Annotated in this window: 21 protein-coding genes and 1 tRNA gene; 11 read left to right on the top strand and 11 right to left on the bottom strand. The window is 73.7% G+C overall.

The annotated features are described in order from the left end of the window. Positions 1–309: 309 nt before the first annotated feature. The 3 genes from Ae505Ps2_RS11005 to Ae505Ps2_RS10995 are packed head-to-tail and all read left to right on the top strand — an operon-like array spanning position 310 to position 3,462. Positions 310–780: an Rrf2 family transcriptional regulator gene (locus tag Ae505Ps2_RS11005; protein WP_075308425.1), complete on the top strand. Its 471-nt coding sequence runs from the start codon at positions 310–312 to the stop codon at positions 778–780. 22 nt (positions 781–802) lie between these two features. Beyond that, positions 803–2,107, top strand: a complete 1,305-nt coding sequence (locus Ae505Ps2_RS11000; RefSeq protein ID WP_075308428.1) for an acyl-CoA dehydrogenase family protein — start codon at positions 803–805, stop codon at positions 2,105–2,107. Beyond that, positions 2,107–3,462: a DNA-binding protein gene (locus Ae505Ps2_RS10995; protein ID WP_075308430.1), complete on the top strand. Its 1,356-nt coding sequence runs from the start codon at positions 2,107–2,109 to the stop codon at positions 3,460–3,462. The genes Ae505Ps2_RS11000 and Ae505Ps2_RS10995 overlap by 1 nt, the downstream gene beginning before the upstream one ends. Positions 3,463–3,480: 18 nt before the next feature. On the opposite strand, the gene Ae505Ps2_RS31940 is transcribed toward Ae505Ps2_RS10995, so the two are convergent. Next, entirely contained in the window at positions 3,481–3,648 is a 168-nt protein-coding gene (locus Ae505Ps2_RS31940) for a hypothetical protein (protein WP_020625817.1), read from the bottom strand. Positions 3,649–3,815: 167 nt separating this feature from the next. On the opposite strand from Ae505Ps2_RS31940, the gene Ae505Ps2_RS10990 reads away from it, so the two are divergent. Continuing rightward, a complete protein-coding gene (locus Ae505Ps2_RS10990; RefSeq protein ID WP_075553598.1) occupies positions 3,816–4,235 on the top strand; it encodes an antitoxin in 420 nt (139 codons plus the stop codon). A 69-nt stretch (positions 4,236–4,304) separates the two neighbouring features. Here Ae505Ps2_RS10990 and Ae505Ps2_RS10985 read toward each other — a convergent pair whose 3' ends face one another. The 5 genes from Ae505Ps2_RS10985 to Ae505Ps2_RS10965 all read right to left on the bottom strand — a co-directional run bounded on the left by Ae505Ps2_RS10985 (position 4,305) and on the right by Ae505Ps2_RS10965 (position 9,950). Further along, entirely contained in the window at positions 4,305–4,802 is a 498-nt protein-coding gene (locus Ae505Ps2_RS10985; protein ID WP_020623795.1) for a MogA/MoaB family molybdenum cofactor biosynthesis protein, read from the bottom strand. A gap of 217 nt (positions 4,803–5,019) precedes the next feature. Beyond that, positions 5,020–6,807 carry a trypsin-like peptidase domain-containing protein gene (locus Ae505Ps2_RS33315; protein WP_075308434.1) on the bottom strand — a complete coding sequence of 596 codons (1,788 nt, stop codon included), beginning with the start codon at positions 6,805–6,807 and terminating at the stop codon, positions 5,020–5,022. A 58-nt stretch (positions 6,808–6,865) separates the two neighbouring features. Then, positions 6,866–8,323, bottom strand: coding sequence for a HAMP domain-containing sensor histidine kinase (locus Ae505Ps2_RS10975; RefSeq protein ID WP_020623812.1), 1,458 nt, complete (start codon positions 8,321–8,323; stop codon positions 6,866–6,868). Then, a complete protein-coding gene (locus Ae505Ps2_RS10970) occupies positions 8,320–9,015 on the bottom strand; it encodes a response regulator transcription factor (RefSeq protein WP_075308438.1) in 696 nt (231 codons plus the stop codon). Before Ae505Ps2_RS10970 ends, Ae505Ps2_RS10975 begins: the two co-directional genes overlap by 4 nt. Positions 9,016–9,092: 77 nt before the next feature. Continuing rightward, a complete protein-coding gene (locus Ae505Ps2_RS10965) occupies positions 9,093–9,950 on the bottom strand; it encodes an NAD(P)-dependent oxidoreductase (RefSeq protein ID WP_043278231.1) in 858 nt (285 codons plus the stop codon). A gap of 73 nt (positions 9,951–10,023) precedes the next feature. Here Ae505Ps2_RS10965 and Ae505Ps2_RS10960 point away from each other — a divergent pair, with 73 nt between their 5' ends. From Ae505Ps2_RS10960 to Ae505Ps2_RS31935, 5 genes are all read left to right on the top strand, one after another. Continuing rightward, positions 10,024–10,710: an SGNH/GDSL hydrolase family protein gene (locus Ae505Ps2_RS10960; protein ID WP_075308440.1), complete on the top strand. Its 687-nt coding sequence runs from the start codon at positions 10,024–10,026 to the stop codon at positions 10,708–10,710. A gap of 32 nt (positions 10,711–10,742) precedes the next feature. Then, positions 10,743–11,549: a polyphosphate kinase 2 gene (gene ppk2 / locus Ae505Ps2_RS10955; RefSeq protein ID WP_075308442.1), complete on the top strand. Its 807-nt coding sequence runs from the start codon at positions 10,743–10,745 to the stop codon at positions 11,547–11,549. 152 nt (positions 11,550–11,701) lie between these two features. Then, positions 11,702–12,796 carry an SDR family oxidoreductase gene (locus Ae505Ps2_RS10950; protein WP_075332956.1) on the top strand — a complete coding sequence of 365 codons (1,095 nt, stop codon included), beginning with the start codon at positions 11,702–11,704 and terminating at the stop codon, positions 12,794–12,796. Positions 12,797–12,821: 25 nt separating this feature from the next. Continuing rightward, positions 12,822–13,370: a TetR/AcrR family transcriptional regulator gene (locus Ae505Ps2_RS10945; protein WP_075308446.1), complete on the top strand. Its 549-nt coding sequence runs from the start codon at positions 12,822–12,824 to the stop codon at positions 13,368–13,370. Positions 13,371–13,479: 109 nt separating this feature from the next. Then, entirely contained in the window at positions 13,480–13,626 is a 147-nt protein-coding gene (locus tag Ae505Ps2_RS31935) for a hypothetical protein (protein ID WP_020623819.1), read from the top strand. A gap of 56 nt (positions 13,627–13,682) precedes the next feature. Here Ae505Ps2_RS31935 and Ae505Ps2_RS10940 read toward each other — a convergent pair whose 3' ends face one another. Beyond that, positions 13,683–14,846, bottom strand: a complete 1,164-nt coding sequence (locus Ae505Ps2_RS10940) for a YbfB/YjiJ family MFS transporter (protein ID WP_075553597.1) — start codon at positions 14,844–14,846, stop codon at positions 13,683–13,685. Positions 14,847–14,960: 114 nt separating this feature from the next. Between Ae505Ps2_RS10940 and Ae505Ps2_RS10935 the strand changes: the two genes are divergently transcribed. After that, on the top strand, positions 14,961–15,527 hold the full coding sequence (locus Ae505Ps2_RS10935; protein WP_020627238.1) for a TetR/AcrR family transcriptional regulator: 567 nt from the start codon (positions 14,961–14,963) through the stop codon (positions 15,525–15,527). Positions 15,528–15,531: 4 nt separating this feature from the next. Here the strand turns inward: Ae505Ps2_RS10935 and Ae505Ps2_RS10930 are convergent, their stop codons facing one another. Further along, positions 15,532–16,860, bottom strand: coding sequence for an MFS transporter (locus Ae505Ps2_RS10930; protein ID WP_075553596.1), 1,329 nt, complete (start codon positions 16,858–16,860; stop codon positions 15,532–15,534). Positions 16,861–17,250: 390 nt separating this feature from the next. Between Ae505Ps2_RS10930 and Ae505Ps2_RS10925 the strand changes: the two genes are divergently transcribed. Beyond that, positions 17,251–17,326 (top strand) — tRNA-Arg (locus Ae505Ps2_RS10925). 127 nt (positions 17,327–17,453) lie between these two features. Here the strand turns inward: Ae505Ps2_RS10925 and Ae505Ps2_RS10920 are convergent. The 3 genes from Ae505Ps2_RS10920 to Ae505Ps2_RS10910 all read right to left on the bottom strand — a co-directional run bounded on the left by Ae505Ps2_RS10920 (position 17,454) and on the right by Ae505Ps2_RS10910 (position 20,551). Then, positions 17,454–18,830, bottom strand: coding sequence for a tyrosine-type recombinase/integrase (locus Ae505Ps2_RS10920; protein ID WP_075308452.1), 1,377 nt, complete (start codon positions 18,828–18,830; stop codon positions 17,454–17,456). After that, on the bottom strand, positions 18,830–19,021 hold the full coding sequence (locus tag Ae505Ps2_RS10915) for a helix-turn-helix domain-containing protein (RefSeq protein WP_075308454.1): 192 nt from the start codon (positions 19,019–19,021) through the stop codon (positions 18,830–18,832). Before Ae505Ps2_RS10915 ends, Ae505Ps2_RS10920 begins: the two co-directional genes overlap by 1 nt. Positions 19,022–19,495: 474 nt before the next feature. Beyond that, positions 19,496–20,551 (bottom strand): AAA family ATPase, encoded by a 1,056-nt coding sequence (locus tag Ae505Ps2_RS10910; RefSeq protein WP_256371338.1) that lies wholly within the window; start codon positions 20,549–20,551, stop codon positions 19,496–19,498. Between the last annotated feature and the right edge of the window lie 37 nt (positions 20,552–20,588).

The following is a 20,588-nucleotide window of genomic DNA, read 5'->3' as shown; positions in this document are numbered from 1 at the left end:
CTTCCCTTCGCATCGGGATCGGGGACGGCACCGAGCCGGAACCGGTACCCGGCGTACCGGTTCGGAACTGGCTCGGTGGCCGCCGACCATCGGGCCCGCGGCACCGTCGACGGAAGGTCCGTGTCACGAGCGGCGCCACCCCGGTCACGTGCGGTGTCGCGACACCCTCGTGCAACGCCCGGGAGTGCCACGGCGGCGTCGACGGCACCGGTCCGAGGGCCGCCACACGAGCTTCACCTGGGGAAACACAGCGGTAACCGGTAGATCGAATACTGCTTTCATCCCCGGCGACGAGGAGCACACGCGCCCGTGAAACACACCAGCCACGCCGACTACGCCCTCCGTGTCCTCATGTACCTCCGGGTCGCCCCGGGCGGGCGGGGCTCGGTCGGCGAGATGGCCGACGCCCACCGCGTCTCCCGCCACCACCTGGAGAAGGTCGTCCAGCGGCTCGCCGCCGCCGGGCTCGTCGCGACCTCCCGCGGGCGGGGCGGCGGTGTGCGACTGGCCGCGCGGCCGTCGTCGATCACGGTCGGGGCGGTGATGCGGGCGATGGAGAGCGACTTCGCCGTCGTCGAGTGCCTGGGGCCGGCGCGCTACTGCCGGATCGCGGGGGTGTGCGGGGCCCGGAACGTCTTCTCCGACGCGCTGGACGCCTACTTCGCGGTGCTCGACGCCGCGACCCTCGATGACATCGCGGACAACGACATCGGGCTGCGCGGAGCCCTCGAGCTCACCGGGACCGGCTTCCGCGGCCACGGACCCGGCTCCCCCCGGTGACCGGAGCCGCAGGAGGTGACCGATGGCCGTCGACTTCACGCTCTCCCGTTCCCAACGCGACCTGAAGCGCCGGGCTCGTGAGTTCGCCCGGGAGGTGCTGCGCCCGGTCGTCGAGCGGGCCGAGTCGCTGCCCGACCCGCAGGAGGCGTTCCGGGCGACCCGACCCGCCTACGAGGCCGCCTACGCCGCGGGGCTGACCACGCTGTTCCTGCCCCGTGAGCTCGGCGGCGGCGGGCTGTCCCAGGTGGACTTCCTGATCGCGGTCGAGGAGCTGTGCGCGGTCGACCCCGGCTTCGCGACGACCCTGCTGGTCAACGGCCTCGCCCTGAAGCCGCTGCTCTGGGCCGCCCCCGAGGAGCTGCGCGACCGGTGGATCCGGCGCGCCACCGGTGACCCCACCGGCCGCTTCCTGGCCGGGTGGGCGGTGAGCGAGCGGGGCGGGACCGCGAACTTCGACCACCCCGACCGGCGGGCCGGCATCCAGCTCGTCGCCACCCACGACCGCGCCCGCGGCGAGTACGTCCTGCAGGGGGAGAAGCACTGGCCGTGCAACGCGGGCGGCTGGGACCTGCGGGGCGCCGACCTGAGCGTCTGCATCGTGCGGACCGACCGCACCGCGGGCGGGACCTCGGCGCTGAGCGCCGTCGTCGTCGAGCGGGGCACGCCGGGGCTGTCGTTCGAGGTGATCGACAAGATGGCCCACCGCACCTGCCAGAACGTGACGATGACCTTCCGCGGCGTCCGTGTCCCCGAGGAGAACGTCTTCGCCCACGGCGACGGGGACCTGCTCATCAACCGGGCCTTCACCTGGTCGGGCCCGATCGCCGGGATCGCCGCGGTCGGCGTCGCTCGGGCCGCCTTCGAGTTCACGCTCAAGTGGGCGCGGACCTTCACCGGCGGCGGCTCGGCGCCGGTGATCGAGCACCAGGCGGTCGGGAACCTGCTCGCCGACGTCGCGGCGCGGATCGAGGCGGCCCGCTACCTGTGCTGGAAGGCCGCGCACTACCTGGACCGGCACGACGGGCAGGGCCAGGCGCTCGCCGGGATGTCGAAGACGTTCTGCACCGAGCTCGTCAGCCAGGTGGTGAACGACTGCATGCGGGTGGTCGGGGTGAACGCCCTGGACCGCCGGTTCCCGATGGAGCGCTTCTACCGCGAGGCCGCCGTCTTCCCCCTCTACGACGCCGGCAACCTGGCCATGCAGCGCCGTCGCACCTGGGGCGTCATGGCCGACCCCGGCTACGACCCCGACGTCTTCGCCGACGGCGACCCGCTCCCCTTCACCCGATCCATGGAGGGCATCGGCACCGTTCCGGGGGTGCGCTGATGCCCGACCGGGACGGCTCATCGGCCTTCACCCGCACCCGGGACGCGTGGGAGCGCTTCGCGGCGGGCGACGAGGTGCCCGCGGACGTGCCGTTGTCGATCGCGCTGTCCTGGCTGCGCTGCCGGGACCGCCACCGGCTCGACCCGCTGGCGCCGGTGCAGGCCCCCGTGCGGGACGACGTGGTCTACCGCCGGGAGCACGCCTCGGTGTTCACGATGCTCGGCGCCGTCGCGGCGGGGATCGCCGGCAGGTACGACGGGTGCGTCGCCGCGGTCACCGACGGCGACGGCCGGGTGCTGGCCTCGTGGGCGGCACGCGGTTCGGGCGAGTGCGCCCCGGCCCCGGGCAGCGTCTGGGCCGAGGCGCGGGCCGGGACCAACGGTGCCGGGACGGCGCTCGCCCACCCGCGGGCGGTCTGCGTGCGGGGGCCGGAGCACTGGAGCTCGGCACTGCACGACCACAGCTGTGTGTCGACGGCGGTGTGCGACCCGGTGCTCGGCACGGCGGTGGCGGCGCTGACCGTCTCCACCCGGGGTCACTGCCTGCCGGTCCGCCCCGACGACCTGCTCCTCGCCACCGGCCCCGCGCTCCGTGTGCTGTGCGACGCCGCGGCCCGCTCCAGCGCCGTGCTGGCGGGTGCCTTCGTCGACCTGGACCGGCGCGAACGGCGACCGCTGCTCGCGCTCGACGGCGGCGGCCGGGTCGTCGCGGCGAACTCGGCGGCCCGCAGGCGGGGCCTGCTCCCCCGCTCCGACGGTGGCCGGGCGCTCGGCCGGGCCGTCGCACCTGCGCTGGTCCGGGCCTGCGGGGGCGACACCTGGTCGGGGACGGTCGTCGTCGGCGCCGCGGGTGACACGGGCGGCGCCGGCGGCGCCGGCGGCGCTGACCCGCTGGTGTTCCGGCTGCGCCCGGTGCCCGGTGACGCGGGTCCGGTCGGCTTCCTCGCCGTCGCCGACGGCGCCGGGGCGGGCACCGACGACGTGCTGCCGGTCCCGGCTCCCACTCCCGCCGGGGACACGCCGGACCGGGTCGCCGCGGTCGGGCGGGGTGGGCGGCTGCACCTGCTGGCCTGCGACGACGTCCGGCACGCCCGCGCCGACGGCCACGACGTCTGGCTGGTCACCGACGTCGGCGTGCTGCGGGCGGCGCACCGCGGGATCGACCGGTTGGCCCGCGAGCTGGAGCCCGCCGGGTTCCTCCGGGTGCACCGTGGACACCTGGTGAACGCCGCGCGGATCCGGAGCGTGCACCGCGGACCGGACGGCATGACGGTGGCCACCGACCGGGCCGGTGCCGAACGGATCCCGGTGTCGCGCCGCGCCGTCCCGGCGGTGCGGGCCGCGCTCGGTCTCTGACCCGCCGGGCCCGGCGGGTCAGCCGCCGTGGTGCGGGGGGCGGTTCTCGGTGAACCAGCGGTCGGGGTCCGCGGAGTCGCGCTCGTCGGCGGCGCCGTAGTCGGCCCGCTCGTCGGCGGTGGTCGAGGGGTCGTCGCCGAAGATCTCCTCGATCCGTCGGCGCATCCGGTCCGCGGGCTCGCTCATGGCTCCATGGTGCCGTGCGCGGGCGGCGCGGGTGGACACCGATCCCGCGTCACCGTGCCGTGCCGGGCTCGCGGGGCCCCACGACGACGCGTCCGGGTGCCACCATGGAGGCAGCCGTACGCATCCGCCCGGGGTCCCCGGGCGGCGACAGGAGAGGTGGACCGCTCATGGGGTTCCTGGACAAGGCACGCGAGGCTGCCGAGAACGCGATCGAGAAGGCGCAGCCGCACCTGGACAAGGCATTGGAGCAGGCGGGCCCGCACCTGGAGAAGGCCAAGGAGAAGGCGGGCCCGCTCGTCGGGAAGGCCGCGGAGAAGGTCGACCAGGCCACGGGCGGCAAGTACTCGGAGCAGATCGACGGGGTGAAGGGCAAGGTCGAGGGCGCGCTCGGGCACCACGACCCGGCCGCTCCCGGCGCCGGCACGCACGGCGACGCCGTCCCGCCGGTGCCGCCCGCCCCGCCCGGCGGTGACGCGTTGAAGCCGCAGGGCAACCCGGCCGCGTCGCAGCAGCCGCCGGCCGTGCCGCCGGTCCCGCCGGAGCGCAAGGACAACGGCGGCGTCCCGCCGGTGCCCCCGGCGAGCTGACCACACGACGAACGGGCCCCGGCATCCGCCGGGGCCCGTTCCCGTCGTGGGACCGGCCGTGTGACCGGGTCAGTCGTCGAGGCCGGACAGCTCCGAGATGACGTGCGGGACGAGCGGGGTCAGTGTGGCCATGCCGTCGCGGACGGCCGCGCGGGACGCGGCCAGGTTGACCACCAGCGTGCTGCCCGAGACGCCGACGACGCCACGGGACACTCCGGCGTCGACCGCTCCGGCGGCGAGACCGGAGGCGCGGATGGCCTCGGCGATGCCCGGCACCGGCCGGTCGAGCACACCGGTGGTGGCGTCCGGGGTGACGTCGCGGGGGGACACGCCCGTTCCGCCGACGGTCACGACCAGGTCGACGCCGCCGATCACGGCGGTGTTCAGCGCGCTGCGGATGGCCACCACGTCGCCGGGGGCCGAGACCACGCCGTCGACGAGGAAGTTGGCCTCCTCCAGCAGCTCGGTGACCAGCGGACCGGTGCCGTCGGACCGCTCACCCGCGCTGACCCGGTCGTCGACGATCACCACGAGAGCACGGCCGATCTGCGGACCCGACATCTCCATGCCGTCACCCTAGCGCCGGCCCGGGGCCACGCCGGGGGAGGCCGTGCCGGTGCCGGGAGGGGGGACCGGCACCGGCACGACACTCCGGGCGCATTCGATGGGGCACCACCGAATGCCGAACCACCCCATCACGACGGTTCTTCACCCGTCAACGACCTGCCGTTCGCACCACCCGCACGGCCCCGTCCGGTCGGACGACGTCCACCCGGGCGGGCCGTCACTGCTCGCCCAGCGTCACCTCGACGGTCCGGGTCGCCCCGCCCGCGTCGAGGACCTCCAGCTGGACGACGCTGCCCGGCGGCTGCGACCGCACCGCGGCCTGCAGGTCCGTGCCGGTGGTGACCCGTTGGTCACCCAGCCGGGCGACGATCTCCTGCAACCGCAGCCCGGCCTTCGCGGCCGCGCCGTCCGGGGTGACCTCCTGGATCACCGCGCCGCGCAGCTGCGGGTCGTTGCCGACGGTCACGCCGAGCACGGCGTGCGTGGCCTTGCCTCCGGAACGCAGCTGGTCGGCGATGCGGCGGGCCTGGTTGATCGGGATCGAGAAGCCGACGCCGATCGAGCCACCGCCCGGCCCGGCCGTCGCGATCGCGGAGTTGATGCCGACGACCCGGCCGTCGGCGTCCACCAGCGGGCCCCCGGAGTTGCCGGGGTTGATGGCGGCGTCGGTCTGGATCGCGTTCAGCACCGTGTCGCTGGCCCCCGGCGCACCGGACTCGGCGGGGATGCCGACGGCCCGGTCGACGGCCGAGACGATGCCGGTGGTGACCGAACCGCCGAGCCCGAGCGGCGACCCGAACGCGGTGACCTGCTGACCGACCCGGACGCGGTCGGAGTCGCCGAGCTCGACCGTCTTCAGGCCCGGCAGGTCGGTGCGCACGAGCGCGATGTCGGACTGCGGGTCCTGCCCGACGATCGACCCGATGGCGGAGCGGCCGTCCTGCAGGACCACGCGCAGCGTCCCGCCCTGCGCCGCCGGGGCGACGACGTGGTTGTTGGTGAGGATCAGGCCGTCGTTGCCGACGATCATGCCGGAGCCCTCGCCGCGGTCACCGACGTTGCCCGCACCGCCGTCGACCCTGATCTGGACGACGGCGGGCAGCACCTTCTCGGCGACGGCCTCGATCGATCCGGCCGGTGCCGCACCCCCGGACCCGCCCGCGATGCGCGCGCCGACCAGCCCGCCGAGGGCACCCGCGACCAGCGCGATGAGCAGCCCGGCCGCGACCAGGACGACTCCCCGGCGTCCGCGGCCGGGCGGACGCGGCGGGGCGGGTGGGGCGCCGACCGCCCACGGGGGCGGGGTGGGCCCGCCGGGGGCGGGTGTGCCGGTCGCGTCCGGGTGCGCCGGGAGCTCCCGGGTGCCGTCCGCCGGCACCGGCGTCGTGTCCGTCGGGCTGTCCCGGGTGTCCGCGTCGGGCGCGGCACCGCCGGAGCCCGCGGCGGGCGCGTCGGCGGCGGTGGAGCCGGGGCGGGCCCACGGGTTGGCGGGCACGGCCCAGCGGTCGGTGGGCGGGTCCTGGGTGGAGACGGCCTCGGTGTCGGGGCCGTGGTCGGGCTGGGGGCCGGCGTCCTCGTCGGCCGGGGTGCCGGGTGACGCGGGGGCCGTCCCGGAGACACCGGTCGCGCCGGCCGTCGACGCGGCGGTCGCGCCGGAGCCGGTGGACGCGCCGCCGTCGGCGGCCGCAGGTGCCGTCGCGGACTCCTCACCCGGACCGGCCGCGGCGATGTCACCGGCCGGGCCCGCGTCGGCACCCTCCCCGGCAGCGCCCGGTGAGCCGGTGGCCGGGCCGTCGGCGGACCCGTCCGACGCAGATCCGTCACCGGGGGCCCCGGACGAGGAGGGCCGCGGTCGGTCCTGCTCGGTGTCGGTGTCGCCGGAGGGCCCCGCCGGTCCCGCGGGGGCGGGGGCCCTGCCGTCGCGGCCGGATCCGTCCCCGGAGTCCCCGCCGGACGTCCCCGCTCCGGTGCGGGTCGGCTCGTCGGGCGGGTTGTCCTGGGTCATGCGTCCACCGTCCGTCGTCTCACAGGAGCACCACCCCGTCACGGGGTGTCGCACCAGGTTATGGGCTGTCCGGCTCCGCCACGTACCGGCCCGGCAGGGCCATCGAGAGCAGCGCGCCGCCCTCCGGGGCGCGCCCGGCCCGCACCTCTCCCCCGTGCCGCGCCGCCGCCTGCGCGACGATGGACAGCCCCAGCCCGGAGCCGGGCATGGTGCGCGAGGTGTCGGCCCGGTAGAAGCGGTCGAACACGTGCGGCAGGTCCTCGGCGGCGATCCCGTCGCCCTCGTCGGCGACCTCGATGACCAGCCACTCCGGTGAGATCGGCACCATCGACAGCCGCACGGTGCCGCCGGGCGGGCTCCACTTCACGGCGTTGTCGAGCAGGTTGAGGACGGCACGTTCGAGCGCGCTGGCGTCGCCGTCGAGGATCCACGGGGTCCGGTGGACCTCGAACTCGACCTCCCCCGCCCGTCGCTTCACCCGGTCCAGGGCGCGGTCGACGATCTCGGTGAGCTCCAGTGCCTCGCTCGTCATGGTCGGGGCGTCGTCGCGGGCGAGCTCGACGAGGTCCCCGACGAGGTGGGACAGCTCCTCGACCTGGGCGCGGACGTCGTCGAGCAGCTCGGTGCGGTCCTGGGCCGGCAGGTCGGGGGTGTCCGGCCGGTCGGCGGAGGCGAGCAGCTCCAGGTTGGTGCGCAGCGAGGTCAGCGGGGTGCGCAGCTCGTGCCCGGCGTCGGCGACGAGCCGGCGCTGCTGTTCCCGCGACGCGGCCAGCGCGCCGAGCATCGTGTTGAACGACTGGGTGAGCCGGGCCAGCTCGTCGGACCCGGAGACCGGGATCGGGCGCAGGTCACCGGTCTTGGCGACGCGTTCGGTCGCCGCGGTGAGCCGCAGCACCGGCCGCAGCCCGGTCCGGGCGACCGCGACCCCGGCGAGCGCGGCCAGCACGACACCGCCGAGCCCGACGATCGGCAGCGCGGTGCCCATCCGGGTCACCACCCGGGTCATCGTGTCGAGCCGCTGGGCCAGCACCAGCGCACGACCGTCCCCGGCCCGGACGGCGACGATCCGGTACGGCACGCCGTCCAGATCGGCGGTGCGCCCCGGTTGGGTCGGCCCGCCCTGGGCGACGGCGACCTCCGGCTCCCCCAGCGGCGGCCGCGACGACTCGTCGGCCGAGGTCGCAATGCCGGAGGAGTAGACGAGCGCGATGTGCAGGTCGGCGGCGCCGAGCACGTCGGGCGGGAGCGCCGCGAGCAGCCGCGGGTCGATCAGGTCGCTCTGCGCGGCGGCGTAGGCACGCTGGCGCAGCGTCTCGTCCAGCGAGCTGGTGAGGTTCTGGCGCACCACGAGAAACGCGGCGGCGGACACGAGCAGCACCATCGCGGCGGCGACGAGTGCGGCCAGCACCCCGATCCGGGCGCGCAGCGTGAACCGCTCGCGGTCCGGCTCGGCCGCGGGCCCGCGGCGCCACCAGCGCTCGGCCCGCTCCTCGTCGAGCGGGAGCGGCTGGGTCACGGCGGGGTGTCCCGCAGGACGTAGCCGACGCCGCGCACCGTGTGGATCAGCCGCGGCTCGCCCTCGGCCTCGGTCTTGCGGCGCAGGTAGCCGACGTAGACCTCCAGGGCGTTGCCGCTGGTCGGGAAGTCGTACCCCCACACCTGCTCGAGGATCTGGGCGCGGGTCAGCACCCGGCGCGGGTGCGCGAGCAGCAGCTCCAGCAGGGAGAACTCGGTGCGGGTGAGGCTGATCGACCGTCCGCCGCGGGTCACCTCACGGGTGTCGGGGTCCAGCGACAGGTCGCCGAAGGTGAGCGCGGGGCTGGTGCCGGCGTCGTCGTCGGTGTCGGGGGTGCGGCGGCGCAGCAGCGCGCGCAGCCGGGCCAGCAGCTCCTCCAGCGCGAACGGCTTGGGCAGGTAGTCGTCGGCGCCGGCGTCGAGCCCGGCGACCCGGTCGGACACCGCGTCGCGGGCGGTCAGCACGAGGATCGGGAGCGCGTCACCGGCACTGCGCAGCCGCCGGCACACCTCCAGACCGTCGACGCGCGGCATCATCACGTCCAGGACGAGCGCGTCGGGCCGGTCGGTGAGCATCTTGTCCAGCGCGACCTGGCCGTCCTCGGCGAGGTCGACCTGGTAGCCGTTGAAGGCCAGCGAACGACGCAGCGAGTCCCGGACCGCCTTGTCGTCGTCGACGACCAGAATGCGCATGGGCGCCAGTCTCGCCGACGGCTCTGAGAGGAACCTGAGCAGGCCCTGATCGGCGGATGGTGATCAGGGCCCGGCGGTCAGGACGCCTTGTAGGCGGCGGCCATGTCCTCGCCGCCGTGGCCGCGCTCCGACGCCCGCAGCAGCCGGTCCCGCACCGCGGGCGCGACGTCGAGCCGGGTGCCCGAGGCCTGGGCCGCGGCGACGATCAGCCCCGCGTCCTTGGCCGCGTTGTCCACCGTGAAGCTGGGGGTGAAGTCGTCGTCGAGGATCGCCCTCGCCTTGTTCTGCAGGTAGGGCAGGTCCAGCGGGCCGCCGGCGACGGCGTCGAGGAAGGCCTGCGGGTCCACCCCGAGCCCCTGGGCGAGCGCGACGGACTCCCCGGTCGCGGCGGTGATCGCCAGCACCCAGCTGTTGGCGACGAGCTTGAGCCGGCTCGCCTGCGCGGACCCGCAGTCCTCGGCCACCCAGACGGTCTGCCGGCCGACGGCGTCGAGCACCGGGTCGACGACCGGGCGCGCCGCGGGGTCGCCGGCGACGAACACGGTCAGCTGCCCGGCCTCGGCGGGCGCGCGGGTGCCGAGCACCGGCGCGTCGAGCAGGGTCAGGCCGTGGCGCGCAGCGATCGCGCGGAGCCCGTCGAACGGCTCGACGCCGACGGTGGTGGTCTGCAGCCACACCTGGCCCGGCGCGAGACCGTCGGCGGCCTGCTCCAGGACGGCGGTCACGTCGTCGGCGTTCCCCAGCATCGTCACGACGACGTCGGCGCCGCGGACGGCGTCGGCCGGGTCGGTGTGCAGGGCCGCGCCCGCGTCGGCGAGCGGCTGCGCCTTGGCCGCGGTCCGGTTCCAGACCCGCAGGTCCAGCCCGGCAGCGAGGATGTTGTGCCCCATCCCGGCGCCCATGATCCCGGTCCCCAGCAGTGCGACGGTCGTCATGGCGTCCACGGTAGATCCGCGACGGTGGTCCCGCCGGGGTCACCGTCGCCGCGGAACCTGCTTCACTGGGGCCGTGGCCGACACGGGTGAGCCCGTCTTCTCCAACCGGACCGGGCGCCCGCCGGGCCGGATCATCACCGCGGTCTCCCGGTTCGTGCCCGGGATCCGCCGCGTGCAGCAGCAGATCGAGCCGTACGCGGCGCACTGGGAGGAACGCAACCGCACCGAGCTGTCCCGGACCGGCCCGCTCTGCGTCGTCCTCGGCGACTCGATGGCCCAGGGCATCGGCGCCTCGCACCCCGAGCGCGGGTGGGCCGGGCAGCTGATCGGGCGGCTGCCCGGGTGGCGGCTGGTGAACCTGTCCCAGTACGGCGCCCGCGTCGACGACGTCCTCGACGCCCAGCTCCCCGTCGCCGAGGGACTGCACCCCGAGCTGCTGCTGTGCCTGGTCGGGTCCAACGACCTGATGCAGCCACGGCACCAGGACGGCGTCGGGCACCGGTACGCGGCGCTGGTCGACCGGCTTCCCCCGGGCACCGTCATCGGGAACCAACCGGGAACGTTCGCGGCCGCACTGCAGGTCAACGGCCTGATCGACGACGCCGTGCGGCACCGTGGGCTCGTTCTGGCCGAGCTGCGGGATCCGCGGACCCGGCACTGGCGCGGCAAGCTGGCCTCCGACCGGTTCCATCCCAACGACCGTGGCTACGCCGCCATCGCCGAGGTGTTCTCCGAGGCGCTGCGCCGGGCGGGTCGCTAGGGACGGGTGCATCGATCTGGTTGGGTGTCCCGATGGCGACCAGGAAACTGCCGCGCAAGATCTACGACGCCGAGCTCCTCCGCCTGCAGGGCGAGCTGCTGCAGATGCAGGAGTGGGTCCGGGCCTCGGGCGCACGGGTCGTCGTGGTCTTCGAGGGGCGCGACGCCGCCGGCAAGGGCGGTGCGATCCAGCGCGTCACCCAGTACCTCAACCCGCGGTTCGCGCGGATCGTCGCGCTGCCCGCTCCGACCGAGCGGCAGAAGGGGCAGTGGTACTTCCAGCGCTACGTCGAGCAGCTGCCCGCGGCGGGCGAGATCGTGCTGATGGACCGGTCCTGGTACAACCGCGCCGGCGTCGAGCGGGTGATGGGGTTCTGCACCGAGGCCGAGTACCGCCGCTTCCTGCGCCAGGCGCCGGTGTTCGAGAACATGCTCGTCGAGGACGGCATCCACCTGCGCAAGTACTGGTTCTCGGTCAGCGCAAAGGAGCAGGCGCGGCGGTTCGCGGAGCGACTGGAGAACCCGCTCAAGCAGTGGAAGCTCTCGCCGATGGACCTCGAGTCCATGACCCGGTGGGACGACTACTCCCGCGCCCGCGACGACATGCTGATCCACACCGACACCGACCACGCGCCGTGGTGGATCGTCGAGGCCGAGGAGAAGCGCAACGCGCGGATCAACATGATCCACCACCTGCTGGGCTCGATCCCCTGGGAGCCGGTGGAGCGACGGGTGCTGACCCTGCCGGACCGGGTGCCGTCGACGGGCTACGAGCGTCCGCCGCGCGAGGTGCAGCGCGACGTGCCCGACCACGCCGCGTCGCTGATCCGGGCCGACTGATCCCGGACGGCCGATCCCGGCGGGCATATCCCGGTCGGCTGCCCCGGTCGGCTGATGTCGGTCACAGTCACCCGGTTGGTACGGGCGGTACCGGATACCGTCCCGCGGAGCGACGGCGCGGCACGGACGCCGCGCGGAAGGGCGGTGCCGGGATGAGTGTCGTGCTGTTCACCGGGTTCCCCGGTTTCCTCGGGTCGGCCCTGCTGCCGCGGACACTGCGCCGCGCGCCGGACTCGCGCGCGGTCGCCCTGGTGCAGGCCAAGTTCCTGGGCCAGGCCCGCACGACCCTGGCGCGGATCGAGCGCGAGGCGCCGGAGATCGCCGGGCGCACCGACCTCGTCGTCGGGGACATCACCGTCGACGGGCTGGGGCTGGAGCAGGCCGACCGGGAGCGCCTGCTCGGTGGGCCGCTGGAGATCTTCCACCTGGCCGCGGTCTACGACCTCTCGGTGCCGGCGGACATCGCGTGGTCGGTGAACGTCGAGGGCACCCGGCACGTCGTGCGGTTCGCCGAGGCCGCGTCGGAGCTGGTCCGGCTGCAGTACGTGTCGACCTGCTACGTCTCGGGCCGCTACGACGGCATCTTCTCCGAGACCGACCTGGAGCTCGGCCAGCCCTTCGCCAACCACTACGACCACACCAAGCACGAGGCCGAGCGCGTCGTGGTCAAGGCCCGCGACGCCGGCCTGCCGGTGTCGATCTACCGGCCGTCGGTCGTCGTCGGGGACTCGGTCACCGGGGCGACGCAGAAGTTCGACGGCCCGTACTACCTGCTGCAGCTGATGGCCCGGCAGGGCCGGACCGCGTTCGTCCCGCTCCCCCGGGCGGCGGCGCGGACCCGGTTCAACCTGGTGCCCTCGGACTACGTCGTCGACGGGATCGCCGCGCTGGCCGGGCACGGTCCGGCGGTGAACCGGACGTTCGCGCTGGCCCAGCCGGCCCCGCCGACGGTGACCGAGATGTGCGAGGTGTTCGCCGACCGGCTCGGCAAGCACCTGCGCGTGGTGCCGATGCCGGTCGGGCTCGCCGCGTTCTCCATCGACCACGTGCCCGGCGTCGGACGGCTGTTCAAGGTCCCCTCCAGCACGCTGGAGTACCTGACCCACCCGTCGCACTACGACACCGACGCGACAACCGCGATGCTGGGCCCGCTGGGCGTGCACTGCCCGCCCTTCGAGGAGCACGTCGACGCGATGGTCCGCTTCTTCCGGGAGAATCCGCAGGTCGGAACGGCTGCGATGGTCTGACGCACGGAGGTCTACCGTCTCCGGCGTGGCCATCGAGCGGAACGACGTGCTCCTCGCGGCCGCGACCGTGCTCGTGCAGAACCCGGCCGCGTCGATGTCGGAGATCGCGACCGGCGCCGGCATCAGCCGGGCGACCCTGCACCGGCTCGTCGACGGCCGGGAGGCGCTCCTCGAGGAGCTCAGCGAGATGGGCGTGGAGCGCGGGATCACCGCGATCCGGGAGGCCCGGACCGACGAGGGCGACCCGATCGAGGCGGTGCGCCGGGTCATCGTCGGCCTGTTGCCCTCGGTGGACCTGTGGGTGCTCGCCGAGCGCATCCAGTCCAGCGACGAGGTCCTGGCCCGCTACGCCGAGATGGACACCCTGCTCGTCGAGCTGTTCCAGCGCGGCCAGCGGAGCGGGGTCTTCTGCGTGACCCTGTCCGCGACGTGGATGACCGAGGCGCTCTACGCCCTGCTGACCCGGTCGGTGCTCGCCGCCCACGACGGCAGGCTCGCCCGGCAGGAGATCGTCGGGGTCACCGAGCGGACCCTGCTGGCCGGGGTCGTGGAGACCGCTGCGCCGAGCGGATGAGGCGTGACACACGATCGTAACCCTTGAGACATCGGAGTCTCATTCGCTACTCTCGTGGTGCGAATCGGACAGACCAGCTTCCGAGTCGACCACTACGAGGAGGTAGCCGATGACCACCCACGAGACCCCGACGCCGTCCTGGCCCGAGACCCTGCGGGACGCCGCCCAGCGCACCGGGAACGTGCTCCGCGAGATCTGGGTGGGCATCGACACCTGGAACGCCGTCACACACGGCCGCACCCCGAGCCGTCGCTGATCCCGGCCTGATCCCGTCCCCCGGTGCGGCACGTCCGCACCGGGGGACGTCGTCGTTCAGGCCCGGTACGCGTCCGGCGGCGCCAGCCGCGGGTGCAGCTGCGCCCAGGCCAGCAGCCCCAGCGCGGCAGCGACGGCGAGCGTCCCCGCCGTCCCGATCCGGCTGGCCAGGGCCCCGGCCAGCGGCGAGCCCACCGTCTGACCGACACCCAGGGCGAGGCACGCCCAGGTCACCGCACGTGCGGGAGCACCCGGGACGATGTGGGCGGCCCACAGGATGCACAGCCCGGTCAGCCCGATGTAGCCCGCGCCGAACAGGCCCGCCGAGACGACCGCGCCGAGAAGGCCCGGCTCCGGCAGGGCGAGCAGGGCGATCCCGGCCGAGAACAGGGTCCAGACGACGAGCCCGACCGCCCGCAGGCCGTGCCGCTGCGCCGCCCGTCCCACCGCGCCGCCGAGCACGCCGACCACACCGATCGCACACCACGCGACGGTGCCGAGGACCGGCCCGGCCCCGACCTCGTCGAGCCGCGCGGTCGAGAAGGTCCAGTACGGCGCGCTGACCACCCCCAGCAACCCGGCGACGACCAGCAGCGGGAGCACCCGGCCGCGCCCCCGCTCCGTGGGCGCCGCCTCGGGAACGCCCCGCGGCAGCAGCCATGCGGCGGCAACGGTGACGACGACCGCGACCAGGCCGAACCCGAGCCAGACGGCCCGCCAGTCCCCCGGCAGCAGCGGCGTGAACGCGGTCAGCGCGAGCCCCGCCCCGGTGCCGGTGTTCGCCCAGGACTGCGCCCGGGTGCGCGCGGCGACACCGACCGTCTCGACGACGAGCTGCGCCACCCCCGGGGTGGCGATGCCGGCCCCAGCTCCCGCCACCACGATCGCGACAGCGAACACCACCACTCCCGGGGCGAGGGCCATGAGCAGCAGTCCCACCGTCGCGGAGACGGCGGCCGCGACCGTGGCACCGCGCGCCGACCGCGCCGACAGCGCCGGAGCGGCGAGCAGCCCGAGGACGTAGCCGGCCGTGGAGAGCCCGCCGAGCACGCCGACCGCGGCCGGGGTCAGGCCGAACGTCTCGGTGAAGCGAGGCACGAACAGCCCGTAGGCGTAGCGAGCGACGCCGTAGCAGAGCGCGATCACCCCCGCGCCGAGCAGCGCGATCGTCCACCAGGGCCGGTCGGTCGTGGGCGCGGAGCGTTCGCAGGTCGCCGTCATGCCGCTAGTGAACAGACCTGTCTGTTTGTTTGCAACTCGAACTGCCCGATGCAGCGGTCGCCGCTGGTAGGATCGGCGAATAGAACAGACCGTTCGGTTGTCCGAGGGGGCCGCATGGCACGCACACGGCGTGGCGACGCCGGGGCCAAGGTGCTCGACGCCGCGTCCCGGCTCTTCTACCGGGACGGCATCAACGCGGTCGGGGTGGACACCGTCGCCGCGGAGGCGGGCGTCACCAAGACGGCGCTGTACACGAACTTCGGCTCGAAGGACCGGCTCGTCGTCGCCTACCTGCGGGACCGCGACCGCCGATGGCAGTCCGACATCGACCGGATCACCGCCGACCACGCGTCGCCGCGGGACCGGATCCTCGCCGTCTTCGACGCCTACGAGACCTGGCAGTCCCGGGAGGACTTCCGCGGCTGCGCGTTCCTCAACGCGGCCTCGGAGCTGCCGCGGCTCGACCACCCGGCCCGCGAGGTCGTCCGGCACCACAAGACCGCGCTGCGCAGCTACCTGCAGGCCCAGGTCGAGCGGCTGGGCACGGCTGAACCGGCCGCGCTCGCCGGGACCCTGATGATCCTCCTGGAGGGCGCGGTCGCGACGGCGGTGGTCGAGCGCGGGCCGGGGCCGATCCGCGCGGCCCGGGAGGTGGCCGACGGTCTGCTCCCGGCGGCCTGAACGGTCACACCGGGACGGGTCCGTGCGGGTGCTGGTCGTCGACGACGAGCCGGTGCGCGTGCGTCCAGCCGTGCACCGACCGGCGCGCGGTGACGACATGGGCGCGATCGGCGTCGTGGTCGTGACGGTGCCGGACGAGATCGGCGCCGGCCGTCGGCCAGACCGTCACCGCCACCCCGAGCGCGACGACGGCGAGCGCGGCGAGAACCGACCAGGTCACCGTCCAGCCGGCCGAGACCGCCAGCCAGCCGGTGAGCGGGTAGGTGACCAACCAGCAGGCGTGCGAGAGCGAGAACTGCGCGCTGAACAGGGCTGGCCGCTGACCGGGCCCCGCCGAGGTGCGCAGCAGGCGACCGGTGTTGACCATGATCCACCCCGGGCCGAAGCCGATCAGCGCCCACGCGAGCGTCGCGGTCGTCCACGACGGCGTTGCCGCCAGCAGCAGGGTCGCCCCGGCCGCCAGGCAGGAGAGCGCCGCGCCGGCCAGCATCACCGTCCGGACCGGCAGCCGTCGGGCGAGCCACGGGGAGGTCAGCGCCGCCGCGGCCGTCCCCGCGCCGGACACCGCGAGCAGCAGCCCGACGTCGGCCTCGGTGCCCCCGAGCAGGTCGCGGACGACGTTCACCGTCGTCACGAGCGACACCACCCCGACCGCGGCGACGACGACGTTCAGCGCCAGCAGCCCCCGCAGCTGCGGGACCGCCCGGAACAGCCGGACCCCGAGCAGCAGCCGGGTCGCGAAGTCACCCTGGGCACGACCCGCAACCGGCGGGACGACCGTCGACGCCACGAGGACCGCGGAGAGGACGAACCCGGCGCAGGTGCCGACGAACAACGTCGAGTAGCTCGTCACCGCGACCGCCGCCGCGGCCAGCAACGGACTCAGCACCGTCTCCGCGCTACTCGCGAGCTGTGCGGCCGACAGTGCTCCGGCATAGTCCTGCTCGTCGGGCACGACGTCGGGGATGACCGACTGGAACACCGGCGTGAACGTCGCCGAGGCGACCTGCAGCACCCCGACCAGGGCGAACACCTGCCAGATCTCGCTCACCCAGGGCAGGACGAGCACGACCGCAGCGCGGACGACATCCGCACCGACCATCAGCATCCGCCGCGGGGCCCGGTCGGCGACCGCGCCGACCACCGGCCCCACGACGACGTAGGCCGCCATCTTGATCGTCAGCGCCGATCCCAGGACGAGAGCGGCCCGCTCGCCGGCGAGGTCGTAGGCGAGGAGCCCGAGCGCGACCGTCGTGAGCCCGGTCCCGACCAGCGCGACGACCTGGGCCGTGAACAACCGACGGAACCGCGTGTTCCGGAACAGCGATCGCACTGACCCTCCCCTGTCGACTGCGGGGACCCTAGAACGATTTCCCCATCGCCCCCACGGAGCAGTTGCCGGCGCGGAGCATCAGCCGGACAACGCGATCTGCGACTTTTCGGCGACAGCGGCCCGGCGCGTCGACTGCGCACGAATCCGCTGGTCAGCGTCCCATGAACGGGCGCACGAGCTGCGAGCGAATCGCTGTCGCCGCACGCTCGCAGGAGCCTTCCGATGTCGTAGTGGCCGATATCACGAATGGGCGCCGCCGCGATTCCGCGCCCCCCCCCCCCCCGAAGGAAACGGGGTCTCCGCTCCGGTTCGGCGTTCTCACCCCGGCGCCGTCCCGGGCGATGACGGCGGCGAGGCGGAGCCCGGGGCTTCCGGGTAACCTGCATTCGCGCCCTCGTAGCTCAGGGGATAGAGCACCGCTCTCCTAAAGCGGGTGCCGCAGGTTCGAATCCTGCCGGGGGCACCACCAAAAACAGCCCCTCACCAGGCGAAACCCGGTGAGGGGCTGATCTTGTTCTGTCCGGCCATACCCCGCCGTAGACGGGTCTGAGCGGGCATCTGTTCCCAGGACGTTCCCAAATCCTCCCGGCGCCCTACAGCGGCGCGGGAGACCCGAGCGCGGCCATCACACGGCGCCGCGCCTGAGCGTCCTGGCCCTCGATGCACTTGGCGTAGACCTTCAACAGCACCTCGACCGAGTGCCCGGCCCACTCGGCGACCTGCGTCGCCGGGACACCCGCATTGAGCCACGTCGAGACGCAGGCGTGCCGCAGCGAGTACGGCGTGGCTGCGAGCGGTGAGGCCGCCACCTCCGGGGTGAAGGCGATCACTCGGGCCGCCTGCCATGCGCGGATATAGGTGATCTTGGGCAGCTCGACGACCCGGCCCCCGGGGAACAGCCGGCCATCCTCGCCCAACCCGAACGCGGCCACATGCTGTTTCAGCAGCTCCACCAGCTCAGGAGGAGCCGGGACAGGGCGATGCTCCCCGCGAGCGCGCCCCTTGAGCTGCCGCCGGTCTCGTTGCTCGCCATCGTTGGTCCACTCGGCACCAGCGTGCGGCGTCGCCTCGTCTAGGTGGATTTCACCCCAGCCGCCGCCCGCCGGGAGCGAGAGGTTGGCCGCCCGCACGTTCGCGGCCTCCTCCGGGCGCAGCGCGGCGAAGTACATGAGGGCGAAGAACGCGACCAGCCGCGGCCCGCTGCGCCGGGTCTCCCGGACCGCCGCGAGCAGGGTTCGCGCTTGCACCGGATTCACCACTGTTCGACGGTCCACGGCACCGGACGGCTTCGGCGCCTTCCACTTCAACCCCACCAGTGGATTCGCCCGCAGGTGCCCCAGCTCGACCGCATACTCGGCGGCGTTGTACAGCACCCGACGGCGCTGATTCGCCACCGTCGCCGCGGCGGGCTTTCCGTCCAGCCGGGTGCTGATCGAGTTCAGCACTGACCGGAGCACCCCCGGATCGGCCAGCGATGCGACGGAACGACTGTGGCGCCGCGCCCACACCAGCGCCTCCCGAACATCCGCCGGTTGGTCGGGCGCATCGCGCCGCCCTGTATTGAATGCCCACCGGTGCAGTGCGCGCCGCAGCACCACCGGATCAGGGCGCCCATTCGCATCGTCGAGCATGGCCACGGTCGCAGCAGTCAGCGCCTCCGATATGCCACGCCGATACGTCGCAGCGGCGCCAGGCCACTTCATATCCATGTAGCTGCACGCGAAGTCCAGCCAATTAGTGGCCTGCGCTGGCCGGGTTGCAGAAACGGGCAACCCCGTCGCGACGTCGAATGCCTCGCCGCCACGAGACGCACTGAGGAGTTCAGCACGATAGCTGTCCGCAAGTGCACTGGTCCGGAACCGCTTCTTCCACCGCTTCGTCCCGACCCTCCACATGACGGTGTAGGCGGTGGTGGTCTTGCCCTTGTAGACGTCGGTTTTCCAGATGCGAACGTCGTAGGTGGTGGTCATCAGGCGGCTACCTCTTCCAGGCTGTTGAGCCAGGTTTCGAAGTCGGTCCGGCGGATGCGGATTTCGCCGTTGGGGAGTTTGATACAGCGGGGTGCGCGGCCTTTTGCGCGCCAGTCGTAGAAGGTGGAGCGGGAGATGGCGAGTTCGGCGCAGAGGTCGGCGACGGTGAGGCGGGCGGCGGACCGGCTCATGGGGTTCCCCTCCGGATGGAGTGACAGCGCGGCGTGAGTGTCACTCGGGTTGTCACAGCGGTTTACGCAGGTCAGACGGGGTGGAGTGACACAGTGACAGCGGTGGGGTCCACGCCGGTGGGGCCCGGCCGTCGCCGCTGGCGGGCGTCTCGGCCGCGGCCCGGCTCCGGCGGCCGAGTGACAGAGTGACACCCCCGCGGGCCCTATCACTCCCTCTGTCACTCACGTTTCCGCAGGTCAGCGCGGGTCGAGTGACAGAGTGACAGAGGTGGGGCCCCGTCACCGTCACGTGGCTGTCGCCGCGGCGCGGCGCCGTCGCGGTCCGGCGGCCGAGTGACAGAGTGACACCCCCGCGGGGGCTGTCACTCGAACTGTCACTCATGTTTGCGCAGGTCAAAGTGGGTGGAGTGACAGAGTGACAGAGGTGGGGCCCGGTCACGGTCACGCGGATGTCACTCGGGCCGGTCGGGCGGGTCACTGGTGTTCTCCCTGGTCGTCGGGGGTTGAGTGACGAAGTGACAGCAGTGACAGTGGTTCGATGGCGGGTGTGTCACCGCTGTCACTGGTGTCACTCGTTGCTGTGGTGGCGGTGTCGGCGGGCCAGTACTGGCCACCGGCGTTGCTGCGGAGTTGTCCGTCGGTTTCCATGCGTCGGCATGTCTGGCGCACGGTTCCGGCGTCCTTGTCCAGTGCCGCGGCGATCTCCCCGGGCTTGCGGCCGGGGTAGTCGCGTAGATAGCGGATGATCAGGGATCGGGTGTCGCCCATCTGGAAGTCCGAGGCTTTCCCGTCGAGTAGCGACCACGCCCCCGCGCCCGGGTCGAACGCGAGCGGGTAATCCGTTTCGTCGACGTCGCGGCCGGTGACGTGCAGAACCCCATCGGCTTGGGCGCGGGCGCGTTCGAGAACGAGTACCGCATCGGCTGCGCCGGCCAACCCGTTGGTGCCCGACACCGTGGCCAGGAAATCCTCGGCCGCGGCTTTACGGACGTGGTGGACCAGCACGACGGCGACGCCGTAGTGATCGGCGACCCGTTTGATCCGGGTCATCGCCGTGTAGTCGGCATCGTAGGCGGCGACCCCGGGGGCGGGGGTGCCGCGAACTTTGACGAAGACGTCGATGACAACCATGCGGGCATCGGGGTGGGCGTCGAGCCATTGCGAGATCTGCTCAGTGCCCCCGGCGGGCATCGGTTCGCAGGCAATCGACAGGGTCAGCCCGGCCGGTGCAGGCCGCCCGCCCAACGCGATTTCCATACGGGACTTCAACCGGCGCGGGGTGTCTTCCAGGGCGAGGTAGAGCACGGAGCCCTGTTCGGCAGGAATCCGCCCGAACGCCGGACGCCCGGCGGCGATATCGAGCGCGAGACCCAGGCTCATCCAGGACTTGCCGACCTTCGGGGGCCCGGCGAGCAGGGTCACGCCCTCACAGATCACCCCGGGCACCGCCCACCGCGGCGTGGGGAAGTCCATGGCCATCAGTTCCTCCGCTGTCCAGGCCGTGCGCCGCGGCGCCGGGGCCTCCGTCAAGTTCGGTCCGCCCCGCCTGCCCCCGCCCTGCGGGCCG

The sequence above is a fragment of the Pseudonocardia sp. Ae505_Ps2 genome (genome assembly GCF_001932425.1).
GTDB lineage: Bacteria > Actinomycetota > Actinomycetes > Mycobacteriales > Pseudonocardiaceae > Pseudonocardia.
The sequence above is the reverse complement of the archived record's forward strand: the minus strand, read 5'-3'. Positions and strand labels throughout refer to the sequence as shown.